Annotated in this window: 25 protein-coding genes; 12 read left to right on the top strand and 13 right to left on the bottom strand. The window is 44.4% G+C overall.

What is annotated here, in order from left to right:
• Positions 1–114 precede the first annotated feature (114 nt).
• Both pheT and pheS read right to left on the bottom strand, forming a co-directional pair.
• Complete coding sequence (gene pheT / locus TW81_RS09970; RefSeq protein ID WP_045955549.1) at positions 115–2,520, bottom strand: phenylalanine--tRNA ligase subunit beta; 2,406 nt, start codon at positions 2,518–2,520, stop codon at positions 115–117.
• Between the two features lie 18 nt (positions 2,521–2,538).
• Positions 2,539–3,522, bottom strand: coding sequence for a phenylalanine--tRNA ligase subunit alpha (gene pheS, locus TW81_RS09965; protein WP_045955548.1), 984 nt, complete (start codon positions 3,520–3,522; stop codon positions 2,539–2,541).
• 216 nt (positions 3,523–3,738) lie between these two features.
• Between pheS and TW81_RS09960 the strand changes: the two genes are divergently transcribed.
• Positions 3,739–4,221 (top strand): GNAT family N-acetyltransferase, encoded by a 483-nt coding sequence (locus TW81_RS09960; RefSeq protein ID WP_045955547.1) that lies wholly within the window; start codon positions 3,739–3,741, stop codon positions 4,219–4,221.
• On the opposite strand, the gene TW81_RS09955 is transcribed toward TW81_RS09960, so the two are convergent.
• The 6 genes from TW81_RS09955 to TW81_RS09930 form a co-directional block, all read right to left on the bottom strand.
• The gene (locus TW81_RS09955) at positions 4,213–5,337 is read right to left on the bottom strand and encodes a GGDEF domain-containing protein (protein WP_045955546.1); all 1,125 of its coding nucleotides are present in this window, start codon (positions 5,335–5,337) and stop codon (positions 4,213–4,215) included. The genes TW81_RS09960 and TW81_RS09955 overlap by 9 nt on opposite strands.
• 190 nt (positions 5,338–5,527) lie before the next feature.
• Positions 5,528–6,709, bottom strand: a complete 1,182-nt coding sequence (locus TW81_RS09950; RefSeq protein ID WP_045955545.1) for a hypothetical protein — start codon at positions 6,707–6,709, stop codon at positions 5,528–5,530.
• Between the two features lie 8 nt (positions 6,710–6,717).
• Complete coding sequence (locus tag TW81_RS09945; protein WP_239424330.1) at positions 6,718–7,479, bottom strand: outer membrane lipoprotein-sorting protein; 762 nt, start codon at positions 7,477–7,479, stop codon at positions 6,718–6,720.
• A 45-nt stretch (positions 7,480–7,524) separates the two neighbouring features.
• Positions 7,525–9,906, bottom strand: a complete 2,382-nt coding sequence (locus TW81_RS09940; protein ID WP_045955543.1) for an efflux RND transporter permease subunit — start codon at positions 9,904–9,906, stop codon at positions 7,525–7,527.
• 185 nt (positions 9,907–10,091) lie between these two features.
• Positions 10,092–10,880, bottom strand: a complete 789-nt coding sequence (locus TW81_RS09935; protein ID WP_045955542.1) for a TetR/AcrR family transcriptional regulator — start codon at positions 10,878–10,880, stop codon at positions 10,092–10,094.
• Between the two features lie 568 nt (positions 10,881–11,448).
• Positions 11,449–12,075: an XRE family transcriptional regulator gene (locus tag TW81_RS09930; RefSeq protein ID WP_045955541.1), complete on the bottom strand. Its 627-nt coding sequence runs from the start codon at positions 12,073–12,075 to the stop codon at positions 11,449–11,451.
• Between the two features lie 94 nt (positions 12,076–12,169).
• Between TW81_RS09930 and TW81_RS09925 the strand changes: the two genes are divergently transcribed.
• The 11 genes from TW81_RS09925 to TW81_RS09880 all read left to right on the top strand — a co-directional run bounded on the left by TW81_RS09925 (position 12,170) and on the right by TW81_RS09880 (position 18,288).
• Positions 12,170–12,358: a hypothetical protein gene (locus tag TW81_RS09925; protein WP_045955540.1), complete on the top strand. Its 189-nt coding sequence runs from the start codon at positions 12,170–12,172 to the stop codon at positions 12,356–12,358.
• Entirely contained in the window at positions 12,355–14,196 is a 1,842-nt protein-coding gene (locus TW81_RS09920; RefSeq protein WP_045955539.1) for a DDE-type integrase/transposase/recombinase, read from the top strand. The genes TW81_RS09925 and TW81_RS09920 overlap by 4 nt, the downstream gene beginning before the upstream one ends.
• A gap of 93 nt (positions 14,197–14,289) precedes the next feature.
• Positions 14,290–15,150 (top strand): AAA family ATPase, encoded by an 861-nt coding sequence (locus TW81_RS09915; RefSeq protein ID WP_052706178.1) that lies wholly within the window; start codon positions 14,290–14,292, stop codon positions 15,148–15,150.
• A gap of 9 nt (positions 15,151–15,159) precedes the next feature.
• A complete protein-coding gene (locus TW81_RS09910; RefSeq protein ID WP_045955538.1) occupies positions 15,160–15,507 on the top strand; it encodes a hypothetical protein in 348 nt (115 codons plus the stop codon).
• The gene (locus tag TW81_RS19270; RefSeq protein WP_156020543.1) at positions 15,504–15,641 is read left to right on the top strand and encodes a hypothetical protein; all 138 of its coding nucleotides are present in this window, start codon (positions 15,504–15,506) and stop codon (positions 15,639–15,641) included. Before TW81_RS09910 ends, TW81_RS19270 begins: the two co-directional genes overlap by 4 nt.
• An 8-nt stretch (positions 15,642–15,649) precedes the next feature.
• Complete coding sequence (locus TW81_RS09905; protein ID WP_045955537.1) at positions 15,650–15,859, top strand: hypothetical protein; 210 nt, start codon at positions 15,650–15,652, stop codon at positions 15,857–15,859.
• Between the two features lie 2 nt (positions 15,860–15,861).
• Positions 15,862–16,047, top strand: coding sequence for a hypothetical protein (locus TW81_RS09900; RefSeq protein ID WP_045955536.1), 186 nt, complete (start codon positions 15,862–15,864; stop codon positions 16,045–16,047).
• Complete coding sequence (locus TW81_RS09895; protein ID WP_045955535.1) at positions 16,034–16,636, top strand: DUF3164 family protein; 603 nt, start codon at positions 16,034–16,036, stop codon at positions 16,634–16,636. Before TW81_RS09900 ends, TW81_RS09895 begins: the two co-directional genes overlap by 14 nt.
• Positions 16,637–16,741: 105 nt before the next feature.
• Positions 16,742–17,146: a phage protein GemA/Gp16 family protein gene (locus tag TW81_RS09890; protein ID WP_045955534.1), complete on the top strand. Its 405-nt coding sequence runs from the start codon at positions 16,742–16,744 to the stop codon at positions 17,144–17,146.
• Between the two features lie 28 nt (positions 17,147–17,174).
• Entirely contained in the window at positions 17,175–17,381 is a 207-nt protein-coding gene (locus TW81_RS19430) for an NrdR family transcriptional regulator (RefSeq protein WP_031495926.1), read from the top strand.
• Complete coding sequence (locus TW81_RS09880) at positions 17,371–18,288, top strand: AAA family ATPase (protein WP_045955533.1); 918 nt, start codon at positions 17,371–17,373, stop codon at positions 18,286–18,288. Before TW81_RS19430 ends, TW81_RS09880 begins: the two co-directional genes overlap by 11 nt.
• Before the next feature lie 54 nt (positions 18,289–18,342).
• Here TW81_RS09880 and TW81_RS09875 read toward each other — a convergent pair whose 3' ends face one another.
• The 5 genes from TW81_RS09875 to TW81_RS09855 all read right to left on the bottom strand — a co-directional run bounded on the left by TW81_RS09875 (position 18,343) and on the right by TW81_RS09855 (position 22,633).
• Complete coding sequence (locus tag TW81_RS09875; RefSeq protein ID WP_052706176.1) at positions 18,343–18,720, bottom strand: hypothetical protein; 378 nt, start codon at positions 18,718–18,720, stop codon at positions 18,343–18,345.
• 102 nt (positions 18,721–18,822) lie between these two features.
• Positions 18,823–19,377: a hypothetical protein gene (locus tag TW81_RS09870; protein ID WP_045955532.1), complete on the bottom strand. Its 555-nt coding sequence runs from the start codon at positions 19,375–19,377 to the stop codon at positions 18,823–18,825.
• Positions 19,378–19,469: 92 nt separating this feature from the next.
• On the bottom strand, positions 19,470–19,949 hold the full coding sequence (locus TW81_RS09865) for a phage virion morphogenesis protein (protein WP_045955531.1): 480 nt from the start codon (positions 19,947–19,949) through the stop codon (positions 19,470–19,472).
• A 10-nt stretch (positions 19,950–19,959) separates the two neighbouring features.
• The gene (locus TW81_RS09860; RefSeq protein ID WP_045955530.1) at positions 19,960–21,084 is read right to left on the bottom strand and encodes a phage minor head protein; all 1,125 of its coding nucleotides are present in this window, start codon (positions 21,082–21,084) and stop codon (positions 19,960–19,962) included.
• Positions 21,077–22,633 (bottom strand): phage portal protein family protein, encoded by a 1,557-nt coding sequence (locus tag TW81_RS09855; protein ID WP_045955529.1) that lies wholly within the window; start codon positions 22,631–22,633, stop codon positions 21,077–21,079. The genes TW81_RS09860 and TW81_RS09855 overlap by 8 nt, the downstream gene beginning before the upstream one ends.
• Positions 22,634–22,679 lie beyond the last annotated feature (46 nt).

Below are 22,679 nucleotides of genomic sequence, written 5' to 3'. Positions count from 1 at the left end.
TTGATGCGCTTAGCTACGCATTAATATAAAGTCATTTTCTACACGTATTGTGTGGCCGTGAAAATAAAAAACCCTGCGACAAGGCAGGGTTTGTATTTTAGCTACGCTTGGCAATTAGTCACGCAGTGACGCACCAAACTTCTCTGAAATATGCGCGACGATAGCGTCTACTGCACCAGAGATATCCGCATCTTCGAGCGTACGTTCTACTGATTGTAGAGTAAGCGCGATAGCAAGGCTCTTCTTACCTTCTTCAACGCCTTTACCTACGTAAACATCGAATAGCTTAGCATCTTTAAGGAATTCACCACCTTGCTCTAGACATGCTGCAACGATGTCGCCTGAAGCGATAGTTTCATCAACCACAACCGCGATATCGCGACGGTTTGATGGGAACTTAGATAGCTGTACCGCTTCTGGGATCACTTTAGTGTTGATTGCAGACCATTCCACTTCGAACACGATAGTGCGGCCATTTAGACCAAACTTACGTTCGAGTTCTGGGTGAACAGTACCAATCACACCAACTTGCTTGCCATCAACCACGATAGCGGCAGATTGACCAGGGTGAAGTGCTGGGTTAGCGGCTTTATCTTGCGCTGAAAGAGCTGCAAATGAGTAAGCTTTCTCGTTCGCGGTAAGTTCAAGAACGGCCTCTAAGTCACCTTTCAGGTCAAAGAAATCAACCGTATTGGTTGCAATGTCCCAGTGCTCTTCGCTGCGAGTACCAGCAATAACACCAGCAAGCATTGGCTCTTGACGCATGCCGTTTTCAGCAGATTCACAAGGGATAAAACGTAAACCATATTCGAATAGACGAACACGTGGCTGCTGACGTTTCTGGTTGTGAACCACTGTGTTTAATAGACCTTGAATTAGACCTAAGCGCATCGCTGACATATCCGCAGAGATTGGGAATGGCAGGATGAGTGGTTCAACACCTGGAACAACCAGTTTTTGCTGCTCTGGTTCAACGAAGCTGTATGTAATCGCTTCTTGGTAACCACGGTCAACAAGTAAGTTACGTACACGTTTTAGCGGGATGTTCGCTTCAACGTGGTTGTGCATCTTCAGTGCTGCGGTTGGGTGTTGATTAGGAATGTTGTCGTAACCGTAAATACGGCCCACTTCTTCAATCAGATCTTGCTCAATAGCAATATCGAAACGCCAAGTTGGTGCTGTTGCTGTCCAACCTGTTTCTGTGGTTTCTACTGTCAGACCTAGACGCTCTAAGATCTCAACAACATCGCTGTCGGCAATATGGTGACCAAGAAGATTGTCTAGTTTAGTGCGACGTAGCGCAACTGTGTTTGGAACCGGAAGATCCGTTTCAGACTCAGCCGCAACGATAGGTGCCACTTCACCACCACAAATGTCAACCAATAGCTGTGTTGCACGCTCCATCGCTTTGTATTGCAATGCATAGTCAACACCACGTTCATAACGCATTGAAGCATCGGTGTGCAAGCCGTAGCTACGCGCGCGACCACGGATGTGATCAGGTGCGAAGAATGCAGACTCCAGCAAGATATCTGCTGTTTCTCCGGTAACACCAGAACCCTCTCCACCAAAAATACCCGCAATAGCAAGCGCTTTGTTGTGGTCTGCAATCACCAATGTGTCGGCGTTAAGTTCAGCTTCGTTACCATCTAGCAGTGTTAGTTTTTCACCTTGCTCTGCCAAACGGACAACAATACCACCTTCGATGCTTGCGAGATCGAAAGCATGCATTGGATGGCCTTGCTCAAGCAACACGTAGTTAGTGATATCAACTACAGGGTCAATAGAACGAATGCCACAACGACGCAGTTTTTCTTGCATCCAAAGTGGACTTTCCGCATTCACATTCACGTTCTTGATGATACGACCAAGGTAACGAGGACATGCATTTTTCGCTTTTACTTCAATTGAAATGGTATCTTCAATTGACGCAGGTACTTCAACCACAGAAGGTTCAGTTACGTCAGCGCGGTTTAGTACGCCTACTTCACGTGCAAGACCACGAATGCTGAAACAGTCCGCGCGGTTAGCCGTTAGGTCAACGTCAACAGTTACGTCGTCTAAACCTAAGAACTCGCGGAAATCAGTTCCGATGGTTGCATCTTGTGCTAGCTCCATGATGCCATCTGAATCCACATCGATACCAAGTTCAGTGAATGAACACAGCATACCGTGTGATGGTTGACCACGTAGTTTTGCTTTTTTGATTTTGAAATCGCCTGGTAGCACAGCACCAACGGTAGCCACGGCTACTTTTAGACCTTGACGGCAGTTTGGTGCGCCACACACGATATCAAGAAGTTCTTCTTCACCTACGTCAACTTTCGTTACACGCAGTTTATCAGCGTCTGGGTGCTGGCCACATTCGACAACGTGACCCACTTTAACGCCTGTGAAAGTGCCAGCTACAGGAAGAACGTCGTCTACCTCTAGACCAGCCATAGTAATTTGGTGAGTCAGCTCGTCAGTAGAAACTGCAGGGTTTACCCACTCACGAAGCCAAGTTTCGCTGAATTTCATAGTGATGTATCCCCTGGATTACTTGAACTGTTTTAGGAAACGAAGGTCGTTCTCGAAGAACGCACGTAGGTCGTTTACGCCGTAGCGCAGCATAGTAAGACGCTCAACGCCCATACCGAATGCAAAACCAGAGTATTTCTCAGCGTCGATGCCCACACTACGTAAAACGTTCGGATGGACCATGCCACAACCGAGTACTTCTAGCCATTTACCGTTTTTACCTTTTACATCCACTTCTGCTGAAGGCTCAGTGAATGGGAAATAAGAAGGACGGAAACGAACTTCAACTTCTTCTTCAAAGAAGTTACATAGGAAGTCGTGCAAAATGCCTTTAAGCTGCGCAAAGTTAACGTTTTCGTCAACGAGCATGCCTTCCACTTGGTGGAACATTGGCGTGTGCGTTTGGTCGTAATCATTACGGTAAACACGGCCCGGAGCGATGAAGCGGAACGGTGGCTTACCATTTTCCATCGTACGGATCTGTACACCAGACGTGTGAGTACGCAGCATTAGATCGGGATTAAAGAAGAAGGTGTCGTGATCAGTACGTGCTGGGTGATCTTCTGCGATATTGAGTGCATCAAAGTTGTGGAATGCATCTTCAATTTCAGGACCAGACTCAGTGTTAAAGCCTAGCTCACCAAAGAATTGTTCAATACGCTCAACCGTACGAGTAACTGGGTGTAGACCACCGTTCTCGATACGACGCCCCGGCAGAGTCACATCGATAGTTTCTGCAGCGAGTTTCGCTTCTAGCTCCGCACGTTGCAGTGCATCTTTACGAGCTGAAATAGCTTGTTGAACAACGCCTTTCGCTTTATTGATCTCTTGACCCGCTTCACGGCGCTCTTCTGGTGGTAGTTTACCTAGGCTTTGTAGCTGAGCCGTTAGCTCACCTTTTTTGCCTAGATACTGAACACGCACTTCATCAAGTGCGACTAACGAACCAGCAGCCTCAATAGCTGCGTTCGCGCTAGCAATGATCTCTTCTAGATGTTGCATCGTTTCCTCATCTACCTACTGGTAGTATTTATAAGGTTTCCCTGAAGGGAATTTCGGTATTTTCAAGTAGCTGTACATAGTAACGAATGACAAGGTCAAATCCAAATTGAAATAACCTTATTTACTGTCTTTGAATAAATTTTCGTCTCAACGCTTGATAAAAGTGCTTTTTGCACCAACATATCGAACGATCAATTCGCATTTTAAGGAGCCAAAATGACACTTTTGATAGAACCAATTCGCCCAGATCACAACAAGGATATCTGTGCGATTATTAAATCGGTAGGTGAAGAATTTGGCGCCATAGGCGAAGGATTTGGTCCATCCGATCCCGAAGTCCTTGCGATGAGCCAATACTACACGCGAGAGAAAAATAGTATCTACTTGGTGGCTAGCATTGATGGCAGCATTGTTGGCGGCTGCGGTATCGCTCCCTTTGCTCACTCGGCTCAAACTTGCGAACTGAAAAAGCTGTTTTTGCTTCCCCAAAGCCGTGGGCTCGGGTTAGGCAAAGCGCTAACTTTACGCTGTTTAGAGTTTGCCAAAGAGCAAGGTTTCCAGCAGTGTTATCTTGATACGCTCTCTTCGATGCAATCCGCGATCACATTGTATGAAAAGCTCGGCTTTCATCACTTAGAGCGCCCACTTGATGGTACAGAGCACAGCGGCTGTGATGTGTGGATGCTAAAATCACTCTAATTCAACTAGCGAAACTGAATGACAAACGCGATTGCGTCCTAGAGATTTTGCAGCGTAAACCGCGTTGTCTGCCGCTTTAATTAAATCATTATAATCTTCCATTTCCGCTGTGCGCTGGGCAACACCAACACTGATACTACCGCGCCACACGCTTTCCCCAACGGGAACCAGCATTTGATTGACTTTGTGGCGGGTAAATTCCGCGATATGAACCCCACCTTCCGTATCTGTGTTGGGACAAATAACAAAGAATTCATCGCCGCCTAATCGACAAACAAGGTCATCGCTTCTAAATGAATGAGATAAGGTTTGCGAGAGTTCGATCAAAAGCCTGTCTCCCGCGTCGTGACCAGCGCTATCATTGACCTGTTTGAAATAATCAACATCAATCATGATACAAACTAAAGGTTCACTGGTTTGGCTTGACTCGTGCCAATAAGTTTTGAGTTTACGTATTGCACAGCGTCTGTTGGGCAATTTGGTCAAGGAATCAGTCAGCGACAGCGCTTCTAATTGCTTGTTCGCCGTTGAGAGTTGTTTGGTTCTCTGCTCAACTTTTTGTTCAAGAAGCTGGTTTAGTTCAAGCAGTTCTTTGTTGCGTTCTGACACTTGCTCAAATAAACCGTTGAGCGCTTTCAACAATGCTTCTGTCGAATGGTCTTGTTTTTTCTCTTCATTCTCCCAAGCAATCTTAGGATCTACGCCCTGCTCTATTTGTTTTATTTGGCGAGACATATTCTGATCGATACCGAGAATATGGTACGCCAACCAGTGAATGAGGAAGTTGAGTAAGTGCTCAGACGATTTTTTATTCTCTTCACTTATAAATGATTGCATGCTGATAATATCAGTCATAAAAGCACGGTGTACTTTGATATGCTCTTCTATATGCTTGCCATACACACCAGACGTGCGCATTAAGTTCTCTTCCTCTTTAAAATGAAATTCGGCGTAGCGCGAGAGTTCAAACAGAGCCATTCTGATATCTTGAATCGAAATGCTATTTTGTGCGATGAGCTCACCATAGCGATTGATCACTTCGACTAAGTACTGGTGTTGTTCATCGACTTGGTCAAGACCCGTTTCGTAACACGCATCCCATTCAAATGATTTCATTTCTACCTAACCCTTTACCCTTATCATCACTTCAAATGAATGACTGACGTTTTATAAAGCCCACAAAATTTGTCCAAGCTTTACACGAATTGGCTAAGGTGCTAAGCAGAAAAAAAGTAAAAAGGGAGCTAGATCAGCCCCCTCACTCTTGGAATAAAGATCACTCTTTCAAAAGGTGAACGGGATCACTCTAAAAGTAGTACTCTAAAGAGACTTCGATGAAATCGTCTTTGCGGGCAAAATAGAGCAAATCATCGGGCGTCTCGTTTTCGAACCACCAGGCGTCGATCGCCCATGAGAGATGGTTGTTAATTCGGCTCGATGCCTCAAGTTTAGCGCTATAAACATCGCTGTTATCGAGATCCTGACTTATACCCAACAATAGTTCACTACTGTCTTCATCATTGAGAGCCAGTCGCGCACCGGCAAACAGATCGTTTTGCCCGACAGTCTGCGCATTGTTCCCTCGGCTGTCGTAGAGGTACTCAGCGATTAAGCCGAGATCCCAAACCGTATCAAATGCACCCACTATGGTGTACTCAAAACCAGACAATAGGCCAGTATGATGATCTAAGCTGTCTCGATAGATGCTTTCTAGTTTCCACAACCAGTCTCCCACTATTCCTTGAACATCAAGGCCAACTTGCTTCGCTTGTGCATAGTACGGCTGAAGCTTGTAACCATTCAATTGATAGTAAGGATCGCGGTTGGTGCCTTGAAAGTAGCTGACTCCGACGTCCCAATCACCGAGCATCTTGGTGTATCTTAATGCATAATCGACGTGCCTCTCTTCGTGTGACGATTCATAGATCGCCTCTTTTGATACTGCAATTGTTGGCCGTAATCGACCATCAATACCTGAGAACGTCCTCTCTCTGAAATATGGCAATACCATCGCATCGAGCGTGCCCCATTCCTTGATTGAGGTGAAATGAAGCATCGCCTGTCCAAGCTTGTCTTCACCATCTACCGCTTCTATTGCATCAGTTTGGTTAACTATGTCTACCAAATGCGCCGATTCCGTCACTCCCCAGAAGACTTTGCCGACACCAACTCTTATTTCATAGTCATCCCAATAGTTAAGAAAAAGCGCTTCTCGGATATCTCCATGAGTCCGTTCTTCGTCTAAGCTATCGACGCGATAAAAAGGGCTAAACGTAAAGTCGGAGCTGTCACCCAATTGCCAATAAAGTTCAGGCTCAAGTACCAGCGAGCTCTGGCCTTTGTCTTGGCCTTGAGCGCCATCGGAGAAAAACTGACGGTGTTCAAGGTTGACTTGACCAGAGAACTCCACGGAGTGACACTGTAACGCAACAACTGTCAGTACTGAGCTGGCAGTCAATCTGCCAGCAATGCTCAATAGTGTGTTCATAGCACCTCTTACTTAACGCGCTTGAGTACGTTTTTCTCAAAGTCTTTTTCGCTCAGACCTGTTTGGAAATCGAGATTGCTGGTCGTTAGCGTAGTACTTTTCCCATTCTGATGATTGACCATCGCCATCGTATGCGCGCGCCAGTACTGATTGAGGTACTGTTTGTAATCATCAAATTGAAGCGTCTTAAGCAGCGCACCTTTTCGGTCATAGAACTCTATCTTGATAGGGCGGTAATACTCTTGGTCTAACCAAACCAGTAGTTTGGTGTAACCCGAGTTTTTGTCTGTTGGGATCTGCTCTACAAGAAACGCTTGAGTGTCCGCTACCTGCTTATCACCGAGATAGTTAAACGTGTATTTTTCTAACTCAAACGAGCTGAGATCTTCGTAGGCGAACTCGCTGCCCATAAACGGGCCAGATTTATTACGCGAAGAGATTCGTTTTACTCGCTTTAACGCTGGCAGATAAAGCCACTGGTCGTCGGCCTCGACACTGTGAGAATGGTTGAGAAACGCCGTCCCTTTCACATCACGAGGCTGGTCAAATATAGTCAGACCTTTATCACCATCACCATCGATCTCAAACGACTGTAAGCGCATCTCACGCGTACTGCTTTCGCCTTGTGCGTTTTGCAAAATCATTTTCATCGTTGCGACTGAATCACCCCAACCTTCATCGCGCGCTTTACGTTCTGTTGCGATTTCTAAACCTCGCTCTGGTGACGCGTTCACTTGTGCTGCAAACAGCACAACAGTGGAGAGCACCATCGACTGAATGAGTGTTTTTGCTTGAATCTGCATAATAACTTCCTTTTAACTTTGAGTTTGTGTGGCTGGGGTTGCGCTAACTGGGTTTAACTTGTCTTGAGATTCTTCAACATAGCTTGTTGTGTCGAAACGCATCAGCAATGCGGGTAGGAAAACAAAGTCCACCACCAGCGCGATAAAAATCACCAACGCACTCAACTGCCCCATATCGGAGTTCAGTCTAAAACTTGACATCGCGAGTACAGAGAAACCTGCCACCAACACAACAGTGGTAATCCAAAGGGCTCGTCCGACGGTGTGGAACGCATAACGAACCGCTTGTTCAGCCGATTGCCCCTGTTTACGTGCGCGCTGATATTTCGATAAGAAGTGAACCGAGTCGTCAACCACGATGCCGAGTGTCAAGGTGACAACAACTGACAGACCTAGATTAATTTCGCCGGACAGCAATGCCCACAAGCCGAAGCCGATAATTGCGGGGGCCATGTTTGGCACGACACTTATTAGACCTAAACGCGTTGATCGCAAAGCAAATACCATCAAAGCTGAAATCAGAACCAAGGTGATAGGTAAGGTCGACAGCATGCTCGCCATATTGGTTTCGCCAATGTGCGCAAACATCAAAGAAGGGCTAGATGCGACCACTTGGTACTGAGGGGCATAGTTTGCAAACCAGTTATAAATACGGTTTTCGAGTTCAACCAATTCGACGCTACCCAAGTTATCTACCGTGACGACCAGTTTGATAGACGACTTATCAACGTTAACTTGGTTGTTCAGATCGAGTCCGTAAGGCAAAGACATCTCATAAAGCAGCAAATACTGAGCAGCTAACTCTCTATCCAGCGGAAGCTTGTAGTAAGAATCATCATCGCCATGCATGTTTTTATTAAGACGTTTGTAGACATCAGACAGAGTTGCGACGTGGTCAGTTTCTGGTTGTGATCGCAACCACTGGGTGAAATCGCCCATGGTTTGTAAAAACTTAGGATCACCAATGCCCTGAGATTCACCTGTTTTTACGGCGATACTAATAGTCGTCATGCCGCTGATATGCTGTTCCATAAAATCTGCCGCTTGACGGAAATCACTACGCGTATCGAAGTATTTAACTGATTCATCGTTGACTTTATTCAGCGGGAGCAAAGTGGCCGACACTGCGATAACAAGCGCCGAAATCGGCAGTAATGCGCGGCGGTAACGAACGACTGCATCACCCAATTTATCCATGAAGTCCTGTGAAGCCGCGCTTTTCTCATCCACTACTTTAACCTTAACAGGCAGTAGCTTTAGCATCGCTGGCAGTAATGAGACCGACAAGAAACACGCAATCATTACACCGAGAGCCGCTAGGTTACCGAAATCGCGCAACACAGGGGAATCGGACATATTCATCATCAAGAACCCAATCGCTGTGGTTACAGAGGTAATCACGATTGGCATGAAGTTGATAGCAACACTTTGATCGATTGCGTAAGCCTTGCTGTAACCTTTCTTAAGGTTTTGTCGCATGGTGGCAATAACATGCACACAGTCTGCGACGGCCAACGTCATAACTAAGGTCGGAATGTTGACTGTGGCTGTGCTAAGGAACATGCCAGCCCATCCAGATAGTCCCATGGTTGCCGCAACAGAGCCGATAATGACGACAAGTGTTGCAATCACACTCAGGAACGAACGTAGCATAAAGGTCAGAAAGACAAGGATAACTAACAGCATCGTAGGTACGAGAGTGGCGCTGTCTTGTTGCGCCGATGTCATAAACGCATAGTTCATGGCGATGATACCCGCTTTGTGAAAGGTCACATTAGGATATTGCGCTTGGTATTTTGCGATCAGTGAATCGACGCTACCGACGATCTCAAGGATTTCGGCCGTTTCATCAATCTCTGGCATTTGAACAGTAACGTTAACGACCGTCACATCGCCATCTTGCGAGATTAACGCGTCTTTGATAACAGGCTCGGTTAACGCAATACGCTTAATTTTTTCAATTCGTTCAGCGGTAAGTGGATAATCATCAAGCAATAAGTCTTCGACAATTAAATCATCTTCAAACGCTTCTGTATGCTGAAAGTTAGCGAGAGAGTCAACCCTGCTCGAATAAGGGACTTGCCAAGCATCTTTAGTCAGTTTTTGAAGCAAAGTTAACGTTTCAGCTTCAAATACATCACCACTCGCTGGCGCGATCACAATGGCGAGATTATCAGATTTGGCGAAAGTGGTTTGTATCTCATCGAACGCCCTTAATTGAGCATTTTGACCATCAAAGAAGATATCGTAATCTCCTCTAAAATAAAGGTTTTTACCACCTAAGGTGGAAATAAGGATTATCGCTATTGTCGCCAATAGCACCCACCAACTGTAACGAGTCGGCATAGTCAGCCAGGGGGAAGGCTGCTTTAAGTTGTTATGTTGAGCTGTCATCACACTCTCCATTCGTGACGTTTCGTCAAAAGTTGTTATTTAAAAACCAGCCTATGCTGGTACTTAGATAACCCCCTCTGAACCTATTGATTAGATTCCAAGAATTATTCTCAATTTTGTGACGATTCGTCATTAATGAGTATTTTTAAAGCCCTTGCGGGCTTTAGTGATGGGACAAGTAGCCGCTATCGACCCACAGACTCTAGGTATTCGATCTCTTGCGCGAACAGCTCTTGTTCAACTCTTCGCCAAGTTTTACGATAATCCCACTCTGTGGAAAGCGGTTTCCACGCTAATCCATCTAATAACATATTGGCATTGTTGAGCACGGTATAAGGGTCTTGTAGTCGCTGAATACAGTGACTGTTTGAAGCGTTCTGAGTTAATGCATTAGAACCAAATGCCAGTGCCCAGTTGGCAAAGACAATCGCATCCGAGCCGATTCCAGGGGAGTATTTAAGATCCCCGTGGTCAACACCAGCTACAATTAATTGATCAGCCTGATCAATCACTTGCTCTTCTAACGTATTAAGTTCTCTAACACGCTCTGGTGAAGCTTTCTCCAATACCCATGGACTTTTTGCCATGATGGCACAAGTCGACAGTACAGGTTCCATGCGAGCATACACTCGATAACCAACATGTAATGCCACCACCTTTTCACGAGTATTCCCTTCAAACTCAGCGGCGCGAGCAAACAAAACAGCCTCACTCTTGAGTGAATGTATGCACAGCGCCATAATCACATCTTCTTTACTGCAAAAATGGTTATAGATAGTCCCTTTTGAATAGGCACTGGCTGACGTTAACTTATCCATCGTCAAGTTACTCCAGCCCTGTTCTTGCACAAGTGACTTCGCCAACAGAGTCAGTTCAACTTCTCTATCTGCAATCGCCTGCTGTTTTTTGGTCATCCCAAATGCACAGCGAGAACTCTCTTCTCTATCACTTTTCTTACAGCCAAAACCAAACATGATTATCTCACCGTCTCAGTCGTTTACTCCCTAACCTTGCTATTGTAACACGAATACCATTTACGTTATAAACACATTAATGACGACTCGTCATTTTTGACTCATCGTCATAATAGCGCATTTATTGATCATATCAAGAAAAAATTGATAAAACATTTATGACTGTGATAACAGCGAACAACACCGACTATGCTTATTAAGGTGACTCAAACTGGATTTGGTATGAAAACGACACTCTTGATTCTTTGCTTAGGACTAACCTGCGGATTCCAGACCAACGCAAGCTCTTGGCATGCCGAACCAATAGTCGAGGGCCTCAACGTCGTGTGGGGTTTAAGCTGTGAATCGTCGCTCGAAATGATCTAATAATTTCGTTCAAAATGATCCAATTGACAGCGACGACTTTAACTCATTGTTTTTAAAGTGGTTGTAATTACCAGCAATTAGGAAAACCACCTTAAAAAAGACCTAAGGAACACCATCGGAACAACTAAGGAACAGGTGTAAGTTATTGATATATAAGTGACAGTGTTAAAAGCTGCATTTTCGATGCTACCTAAGGAACTTATTAAAGCCACGATCTAGCTTGCCAAACAACTGACCCTAGAACTCTGCACTCTTCTTTTTCTAGATCTATATGAATAGGTGGGTAGAGTGTATTTACACTATGAAGGGTTAGAGTATTTTCTTTCTTCTGCACAAATTTGATATACAGCGAACCTTCGTGATAGATAGCAAATGGAAAATTCGCATTGAGGTGAGTTCTACTATGGTCAACCATGACTACATCTCTATCCTTAAACATAGGTTCCATCGAATCACCTTGTACGTTCACCAACGATAGATTCTCAGGTTGCAACCCTCGACTATTAAGCCATTCAATATCAAAAGGTCTTTCTCCTACTTGTAATTCAAATTCAGCAGGTAGGTTTCCAGTTCCGGCAGACAGTGCAACATCAAATTGTTTTATAGATACATGCTTTGTCGTTTCAGTACTTTCATCACCGTCTAGAAGCCAATCAATACTCACACCAAACAATTGTTTGATTTTAACCAAAACATCCGTTGGGATTACTCTATCTCCTTTCATATAGTTTCTATATGATTGATCTGTAATGCCTAAAGCGTCTGTAAAGTCCTTTTTATTGCTGTAACCATTGTCAGTTCTGACTTTTTCTAATCGTTCAGCTATCATAATCACCACATTTGTTTAGTTTTAAGTATTGACCCAAACGTACGTTTGCCTTATAGTCAAAATTGTTAGCTTAATATACCAAAAGGTAGTTCACATGACACTAAAGGAAAAGATCATATTTGATTACGGAACGCTTAAGAGATTTTGCCGAGTTGAGTCAATCAACTACCAAAGTTTCTTAAACGCATTAAATGGTCGTACACAATATGTTGGTGTAGCTAAGCGATTGATTGAACTTGGTTATATCGAAACAACTAACGAGCTTGAAAAGGGTAACCAGTGAACGCAATTTTAACCTCCGCTGACATCAGTTCAGAAATTAGCGTGACTGAACGTTACATCAGAGGTCTATCTAAAAAGGCTGTAGATTCTGGTCTATCACACATTAAGTGCAAGGGGTTAACCTTTGCACTTAATGTGATCAGCAATGAACACGGAAAAGCATACCGCTACACCCAAGTACAGCAAGCCCCTAAACGCCCTAAGAAAAAGGTGAAGCTCAACAGCGTTATAGACCCTGCCGCTCTACCTACTGTCGCTAACCTAGCGAAGCCTACGACTGACGAAAAACTAGCTCTTGTTAGTTTTTACAATGCTTCTGGGCATCCGCTCAGTGCCATTGTAAAAGCTCTCATCATGCAACACGCATCTGACAGCAAGCCTCAAGCTCTACAAACTCGCATTAAACGTTGGACTAAAGCCTTTGAAAAAGGTGGACGCAGCGCACTTGAAGACAAGCGCGGTGGTAAAGAGTTTAAAGCGGATTTAGAGCTAGTAAAAATGGCGTGTTTGGGCTGTGCAAATATGCATAACACAACGGCTTGGGGCTTTTACTGCTTCCTATACTCCAAACGCTACGGCTTACCTCTAGATGTAAGGGAACCAAAATCAGATGTGAGTGAGAGTGCATTTAACCGTGCCGTTGGCTACCTGTTAGAAACAGATCAGCTAGTGAAGGAATATACCCAAATTGGTATGGATGCCTTTATCTACGCTGAGCCTAGCTTAGGTAGAGAGTGGCTATATCCAAATCAGCAATGGGAAATTGATGCGACACCGCTCGATCTCATGGTGAAAGTACCGCATACAGACGGCGTTCGTGACTACATGAACAAAGTACCAAGCGAAAACTATCACCTTGTGCGCCCTCAAGTTATCCGCATTGTCGATAACTTCACAGGTGCAACAGTATTGGGCTTATACCAAAGCTCAAACTCTTATGCCAACGTTCGTTTGCTGTTCAAAGCTATCGCTACATTAGGCAAACCAGAGCAGATCAAGGGTGATAACGGTGCGGATTACGTTTCTGAGCACATGCAAGCGGTTATCCGTGACATGGGTATTACCTATGTAGCAACAGGCAAAGGCCGTGGTGATGAAAAAGGCAAAATTGAGCGTAGTTTCAGAAGCCTACAGCACAGCAAAGAGTTTGAAGCGTTGCCGGGCTTTATTGGTCACGGTGTGGCTCAGCGTCAGCATTTAGAAGCGCAAGCAACCACCAAGATCGAGAAGTTATCAGGCGTTCAAACCAACATTCAATCTGATTTTATGTGGTGGTGGGAAGCTGAAAACTGGCTAGATAACTTTGTTGCAATGAAAGAAGCCGACAAACGCACTGAGCATGATCCAATGCCTCAAGCTGAGTTGTCGCAGTTGTACAAGTTGTTGGGCAAACGCGCACTACGCAAGGTATCAAAACAGGGCGTTACTCATAAGAAAACCAAGTTCTTTAACTTCGAGATGTGGCAACACGTTGCGATTGGTGACTCTGTAGAAGTGATCGAGAACATCGATAACAGCAATGAGCTATTCATGTTCCGTCATGGTCAGTTTGTATGCGTTATTGAAGACCGCAGCCTAACCCGTGATGGCGTGACTGTGGAAGAGATCAATAACAACAAGAAGCAGTACAAACAGCGCGTGGTTAACCCCGTTAAGAAGCTGGCTAAACAAGCTCAGAAAGAGTTTAACGAATACCAAAGAACCATGCGTGATGAGCATATCAGCATTGAACTAGAGCAGGCACAAACCGTAGCAGAGCTTGAGAAAGAGAAACAGGTAAGTGGTGAAGATGCAAACGTGGCGTATCTGGACTGGATGAAGAGCGCAGCCAACATCTAAAGCAATCTGTAATGAGCAGCCAGTGCTACTCATTACAAATTGTTTTGCTCCAACAAGACAATTTATATCAACCTAATTTAAGGAATTTGATAGATGAACGATATATCAAAACAACTCAATGATTTCATTGAGCAAACAGGGCTGACAGGTGCAAGTATAGCACGCTCTATTGGCGTGAGTACAGGTACGGTCTCTCTGGTCAAGACAGGTAAAACTGACCAAGTATCAGAAGATAACTTGAAAAAGTTCGCTGATTACATGGCTAACTACGGTCAAAAATCAGAAACAACTGCTACAACCGTGGCAACTCAAGACCTAAAACTGGCGCACTTTACCATTGACGAAGTGATGATCTCTGGTGGCATGGGCACGATTCTAGGTAAAGCTGGCACTGGTAAGACTGAAGCCGTTAAAGCGTATGCAGAAAATCACCCAGAAGCGGTACTGATTGAAACCATCCCATCAATCAGCCTTAAAAGCTTACTGACCAAAATCCTTGAGGCTCAAGGTGACAAAAGTCCTGTTGGTAACTCTGAGCAGTTACTTATGGCGGTGGTTGAAAACTTCAAACGTAGTGAGCGCGTTCTGCTTATTGATGAGGCTGAAAACCTAACCACAACCAACCTTGAAGCGGTTCGCCGTATTCATGACTTCTCTAATGTGCCAGTTGTTTTGATTGGTACTTACTCACTACTTAGCAATCTACGTGGGCGTGGCGGTGACTTGCTTCAGCTTTACTCTCGCATCAGTGAAAAATACAAGATGCAAGGGCTAAACGACACTGACAGAGACCTTCTGTTTGGTGACATGGGGCAGCACATCAAGAAGTTTACCCAAGATATCCGCCGCTCTTGCCATATTTTCCGCAAAGCTAAGCGCATGAGTGGCATGACAAACGAAGTCTTATCTCCGATGCATATCAAGATGGCTTCAAATTCAGTCATTTTGGATTAAGGGGACGCTATGACACAGCCAATTAAACCTTGTCCCCATTGTGGTGCTCAGCCTTCTTTTGGTCAGTGTGGTGAAACTAGCCACTGGATCGAGTGCTGGGAGTGTGACGGTAATACTTACCTCTCACATGAAGACGCTAAAGAAGCATGGAATACCCGCTCATCAGAAGCTTTTATCCGCGCTGAAATCTCTAAATTAGAAGCTGATGAACGCTTACACCAACCAAGAGCCAACGTGTTTGTTAATGCTCCCCTTGCAATGGTGCAAGTGACCATTGAAGGCACATTAAATGGCCTATACACCGCACTTGGAGAGCTTTGCCCAAGTGATCGTTATTTTGGAGGGAATCAATCATGACCATCACCCTTAAAAAGCACCGCTTACCAGAAAAATACCGCAATTACACCATGCCTTACTTGCTCAAAGTTATCGCTAACAACGGTGACCATAAGCATAAAGAGCAAATCCGTAGAGCTATTGAGATTAAGTGAGTAACACTATGAAAACTATTACTAAAGAGCATTATCTAGGCATTTTGTTAGAACAGCTTAACTACCTGAACAACAAAGAAGGTGTACACCCTCAAGACATTGAAACACTAGTCAATGCTTATGAGGACGCTAAGCAAGCTAGCTTTACTGAAGTTGAAGTAATTGCACCTCAACATGATGGCGACGGCTGGAAGTTTTTACCAATTACGGTGGAGTAACCATGCAAAAAAATGAAGCACAAGTCGTTATTAGCTTTATCGATAGTGAAGACAACATGGACATTCGATTAAAGCTAATACAAGGCGATAACGAACAACTCAATGAGATGGTCAAGCAAGCCGCTCAAATGCTCCACGATAAGCTAACAGACATTTTTTCAGAGGATATGAACCATGAACACAACTGAGATGAGAGAGAACGCACTAGGCCACTTTGTACCAGTATCACAAATCAAAGAAATCGACCTACTGCGTAATGAAGTGGTGATGGAATTGGTACAAGAAGGCAAAGAGCTACAAGCACAGATGGCAGCTTTTAAAGTTAAAGCGATGAGCAAAATTGCTGACTTTGTTGACTTATCAGCCAGTGAATACAGCGTTAAATACGGCGGTGCTAAGGGCAATGTTACGTTAGTGAGCTTTGACGGCAAATACAAGCTAATGCGTGCTGTTGGTGAACACCGCATCTTTGATGAGCGCATTCAAGCAGCAAAAGCTCAGATTGATGAGTGCATTCAACGTTGGAACGAAGGCTCTGACGACAAGATTAAAGCGCTGGTTGAACATGCATTCCGTGTGAACAAACAAGGTCACATTGATGTTAACCAAGTGCTGTCTCTTCGCCAGCTCAATATTGAAGATGCAGAGTGGACTGAAGCAATGGATGCAATCGCAGACTCCATCAAAATCACTGGCACAAGCTCTTATCTACGCCTTTATGAACGTGACGGTAACGGTAAGTACGTTCAAATCCCACTTGACCCTAGCAAATTGTAACTTAACCAAAGCGCACTCACTTGAGTGTGCTTTAACCTCCGTTTAAACGCCCTTTAAACCGAGATTAAAGCACATTTAAACCAATAAGTTTTTTAAAGAGGCAGCATGTCTAAACGTCAGTTAACTAAAAAACAGCAAGACTTTCGTAAACGCTTGCTGGCACAGGTGCATCTTTCTCAAAAGTACACCGATTTCTACGCTTATTACGAAGATGATTACCGCAGCATGTTGCAGCAACACTTCAGCGTTCGTAGTGCTGCTGAGCTTGATATTGATGAGCTAATTGCTCTGGTTGACTTCTTAAACTACCGCACAAAAGCCCCTGTGGTACACGCTACAGAGGCTCAAGTTAAGTACCTACGCAACCGCTGGGCAGCAAAGGCCAAAGCCCCTACAGAGAATGGTATGCGCAAGCTATGCCAAAAATTGTTTGGTTTTATGCCTCTGCGTATTGAGAGCCTTAGCAAAAAGCAAGTTAGCGGCCTGATTAATGCCGTCAACCGAATGTAAACCACACCATAAGGAAGAATGACAAGCAATGTGGTGCCCAAAGTGTGGCTGCGAAAAATCTAAGGTTGTTCATACCGAAAAAGCGAATAACGTGCGCCGTTGGAGACGCTGCGTTGAATGCGGCTACCCATTTATTACCAGAGAGATTATGGAGTGTGATGATCAAGACGTGAAATACGCTCGTTACACCAAACTAGATGATAAACAGATAGGACTATTTGAAGATGAGCATTGATATAATACGCAATATGACCTTAACAGGCGGGGATTTCAACGAGCAAACGGAGTTCATCATTGATGACTTCATTGCTGAAAAGATGATCACCTTGATTTATGCTGATGGCGGCAATGGTAAAAGCCTGTTAACTCAAACGCTTGCTAATAACTTTGCTTCAAAAGGCTACCAAGTGGTCTATCTTGACTTTGATAACCCTATGTCTGTGCTTAATGAGCGTAATATTTACGATATGATGGGCAATCACCACCCAGAGCAGCTTAAATACGTTCACCGCAGTAAGTGTAATATGCAGCCTGAAATGCTACTGCATATGCTAGGTGACTCTGCTTGCGGTGATGACTATAAAGATCATGTGTTCTTCATTGATAGCCTACGCAATTTTATGAATGTGAAGAATGACGCTCAAACCCTTGAAATGCTCACTGTATTGATGAACATGCGCGAGGCTGGAGCAACGATTGTAGCCCTTCATCACTCCAATAAAGATGGTAAGAACTACGAAGGTTCAAACAATATTCGTAACTCTGTAGACAATATTTTCCAGCTTAGAAAGGTAGCAAGCAGCTTGAAGCACAATACATTAGATCTTGTGCTGCATGTGCGTAAAGACCGCGCCAGCATCAAAGAGACCGCCGTTCGCATCGATGCCAAGAACCTAACCCTAAGTCAGTTGGATGTAACTGAAGCCTTAATGACCGAAGAAGTGGAAGAGTTCGCCCATGAGGTAAAACAAGCACTGCAAGAGAGTGAAGACGTTCTCAACAAAACCGACTTATTGAAAGCGGTAGGCCGTAAAAAGGATGATAAAACCGCTCGTCGCTGGTTGGATCAATTTGATGGGGTATTCTGGAAGAGTACCAAACAAGGCGGCGTATATACCTATCAGCTTTTGGATGCCGCCTAGGCAAACCAAGCCCCATTAAACAACAAAGCCTCCAGTTCTTGGAGGCTTTGTTGTTTAATACATTCGTGTACTACCTAAAATTCGCATATTGGCTTGTTTTGTTGGTAGATCATCATCCAGAATCGATTGACAGGTCTCTTTCGGGTTTGAGAAAACGTAGCCTTGACGAGCATGTTTGTTCAACAAATGAATCTCTTGAACCCCATTTAAGTAGTCTGGCGACTTTTGCCACTGATAGGAGCACAGATTGCTTGCTGCAAACTCATAAATCGTATTTGTCATTCTGGCTTCATTCATCACAACCGTTATTGTTGAACCTTCTGATGAGATTTTTAGCGGTTGATATCCACTCATAGCCTCAACAAATACGGGATGCACTGCCGAGAAAGCCAATGAGGGAGCAAGCAATAGAGGGAGTAGTAGTTTTTTCATTATGTCACCTTTACCAACGTTATATACAGCTAAAGTATTACACGAGTTGCTGAACGAACAAAGCCTCCACTAGGGAGGCTTTGGTAGTATTGTGAGCAATAATTAGCTCATAAGTGCATCAATAAACTCTGGGATAGTTTTTTTGGTAAAGTCTCTGCCTCGACTTTCTTCCCTTTCACCGAGTACATACTCACCAGTTATATCTGATGTACCAATTGATTTCAGTGCTGGAAGTAAAGTTTCTTCATGGAATGCGATCTCTTTGAGCAACATGTCTGCTGGTGTTCCGCCACCAGAGAAGTGAGGTAGGCGTTCAGTTTGCATAAAGAGCACTGCACTAGCTTTTTTATTTACCCTCTGTCTATTTTTATCTTGCAATCCAAGCTCAAATACAGTATCACAGCCAAAGTATCCTTGCTCTGGTGAGTCATATTTTAAGTAAAGAAAAATATCATCTTTATAAGATGCTTCTATGGTACTAATACGAGCATTATCTTTACACTCAAAGCCTTCACCATGAAGGTAGGACGTAAAGTCTGACTTTACAGCTTCGATTGCTCCTTTTAACTTTTCTTGGCGTACCGCATTGCGAGTGGAGTACAGCTCTGAAGCTTCGCTTTTTAAATCCGCTAGTTTTTTCTTATTTTGTAGGCTCATAACTTCCTCTTTTAATCGTTTCACGAACATGGTTATTTATACACTATGTGAGGATATGGATAAGAAAATTCAAGTCTGAATTAAAAAAATGATTATGGTAAAAAATGCTCATCAAGAATATCTAAGATTTCTTCTTCTACATGCCGCGCCAGCTCGCCGTCTTCATCCATAGGTAAGAATGGTCGAGCTTCTAATTTGCCATCTTTTGTGCCGTACTGGTGTACTTCTGGGTAGGGATAGCCATCCTCTGACACCACATTAAAGCCAACACTAACACTACTGCTACCGCTCTCAGAGGTTAACCCCTCCTGCATCTCGCCTTCACCGTATAAAATCCGTTGAGGATCGGCATACCCTTTCTTCTTTTTGCTGGCAATGGTTGCAGGGCTTAATGGCTCCCATTGCGCACCCGTGACAGGGTCAGTTTGCTGCTCAAAGGCTTCTTCAACTTTGTTCTGTAACAGGTTCGCAATTTCAGCCATTGCAGGGGCTAAGCTTTTGCCTTTCTGAGCGAGCCGTTCTAGCTCTTGATTGATCTTGTCTAGGTTGCTCTGGGTTTTCAGTTGAATCATAGGTACAACCTTATTTTTGGTAAATTAACTTACCTTTGCGGCTATCGTTCAGCACATCGCCTTCAGGAACGGCCTCTAATGCAATGGCCTGCGTCTTGTCGTGTTGGTAACGAAAGCCCGCCATGTAGCCCGTAGACTCACTCTCTTCACCTGTCGCATAGCGAAGCATCTTCTTTGTGACCTGACTTTTCCCGTCTCGCTCTTCAACTTCTAGGTAGATCTCATCAGGCTCAGTAATGACCTTTGCCAGTTCATCAATATGGGCGTGTTGGCTAGGTTTGACTTTACTTAGTAGCGTATCGTCTACCCAGATTGGATCACCGACTTTATCTATCAGCATTTGGTTCGGTTTCGTGCCAAGCTGATTGTAGAAGCGATCTTTTAGCTGCTGGTTGCTTAAACTCTCAAGCTCTGGATTGGCTTTCACTGATGGTAGATTCTTATTGAGTGAGAGCGGAGCGGTACGCGCAAGGGTTGAGCCTGCACCTATATCGTGGCTCCAGTCTTTATCTGCTACGGAATCAGGGGCACTTTTCGCAACACTCATGCCGCGCTTCTCAAGTTGACGCTGGCTATAAGCCCGAACCTTACATTTACAGCCCCAACCATTAGGCGGGTAGTTGCTGCTCCAGAATGAATCATCCCGATGCAGCACCGTACCGTGCAAACTTGCGTGCTCTTTACGGGTTGTCGGCAATAACATAGAGCTATAACGCCAGTAAACCGAGCCTGTTAATTGGCGTTGACTTTGGTTACGTTGAACGCCGTAAGCCACGCGCATATTGGTGCTGTAAATGGTACGTAAACGGCGAGAGCCTACATAAATCTCTTTCACTTCACCTGTTTTAGGGTCAGTGACATCGGTCTTGCCCCACCATCCCTTCTTTTGCAGTGTCGGCTTTAGCTCTTTCTGCCACTGCTTAAAGCCTTTGCCATTTTTAGTGGCATCATCGAGCGAGGTAAAAATATCATTCAGGAGATCAAGCCGAGAGACTTTAGCCACAGTAAAAGACTCATGATGCGCTTTAGGCGCAAGCTCATCATAGTTAAAGCTCAGCTTGTAACCCTTGTTATTAAGGTAATCAATTGCTGCTTTGGGCTGTAAGGCAAAATCAAATGAAATAGGATCAGGCATCGGTATCGATCTCTTCTAGCTGTACTTCTGCATCCGCTAAGATTTGGCTATTACCAATGGCCTTGAACAGGGACGCTTCTAATACAGAGAGATCGACATCCGTGTATTGCTCAAGCAGTAGCTGATAGGCTTCATCGTAGGTTTTAGCGTTAGCAAGGAGGTTGTAGATGGTCTCAACCAGTGCTTCCTCTTCAGCTTGCGTTCCTGGTACTTGACTATCTAGCTCATCTTCATAAATGGGCTGAGTTTGATTGTTAACCTCTTGGTTGTTATGAACCTTGTTCAAAGCATTAGCTTCAACCTGTCGAGCGTTCGTATCGAGCGAAGGAGTAGATTGAGTCTCTGTTTGCTTCAGTTTAACTTTAAAACCAAACTGGCTTTCAATTTCTTCAGGCGCAATCTCATAACCTGCCCCTGATAGGTTCTTTACCACCTCAGACAGCTCTTTAAGATCTTTCTTTTCAGTTAAGTCAAAGACAAAACGCACGCCTTTGGGGGTGCCGTAGTTCATCTTCTCTAGCTCGTTCAAATAGTCCGTGATGGTTTGACCAATCAAGCGAGCATCAAAGCTTTTCAACTCTTTCTGGCGGTTCTCATGCACTTTAGATTGTGAGTAACTGCCTGTCTTACCATCACCAGTAGAGAGCGTATTACCGAGAATCAAGGTTGTGATTTGACTATCAATGTAGTTAATGAAGCTCAGGAACTCAGCTTTAGAGCCTTGCGTCAGAGTTAAATAAGAAATGCTGTCTTCTTTGTCAATCGCCGCCACACTTTGCGATTTCATGGTATAGAGCATTTCAACGGCTTCTTCTTCGTCACTATCCGTCTTCATCACAAGGGGTGGTGTGGCAACCGCATCAAAGTACTGCATGTTGTGAGCAATGGTGATGTGCTTAAGGGCGAAGTACCACACCAACTTAGACGCTAAGCTAAAGTCAGTGATTTCACCAATATCAATCGGGTGCTTATGAAAGATGCGGCGCTCTGGTTGTAGGTTACTGAGGTAGAGTTTGTCAGAGCCTTGCTTGATATAAAGGTGATCGATAGTTGGCTTGAGCTTGCCATCTTCTTTATCAGCATAGAGGTAACGGCTGGAGATATGACGAAAGCTAGGCGCTAGCTTTTGCTCAATCACACGGTAATCCACATCAACAAGACTTACCCCGTAGTAAATCGCATGGGTCAAGCTATTAAGCAGTGCGTCGATATCAACGTGATTCTTAATAAACTCAGCGAACTCTTCATTGTCGGTCTCGATGCGATAAGGCAGGCTCAAAAGCGGCTGCTTACGCATCAGTACACTGCTGGCAATTTTGATATCACGCATCATGAAGAAGTACAGGCTTTGCAACTGGGCAAAGTCTTCGTTTTCTAGTGCGTCTTTAATCTCTGCAATATCAATCGCCCCAAACGCTTCTTGCTTGTCGCTTAGGGTTAACGTTACTGGGCGACCTTTTACGGTCTGTTTTGGTTGTGGGTCGCTAGAGTGAAAGGCACGAGAGAGACCTTTTTCTATTCTGTTCGCGGCTTTGGTGAAGAATCCCATTCTATGCGCTCCTGAGCGTGTTTTGTCTTAATTGGTGTCTTTGTTC

The organism is Vibrio galatheae (genome assembly GCF_000967545.1).
GTDB classification, from domain to species: Bacteria; Pseudomonadota; Gammaproteobacteria; order Enterobacterales; family Vibrionaceae; genus Vibrio; species Vibrio galatheae.
Note: the sequence above shows the minus strand (reverse complement) of the source record. Positions and strands in the feature narration are given on the sequence as shown.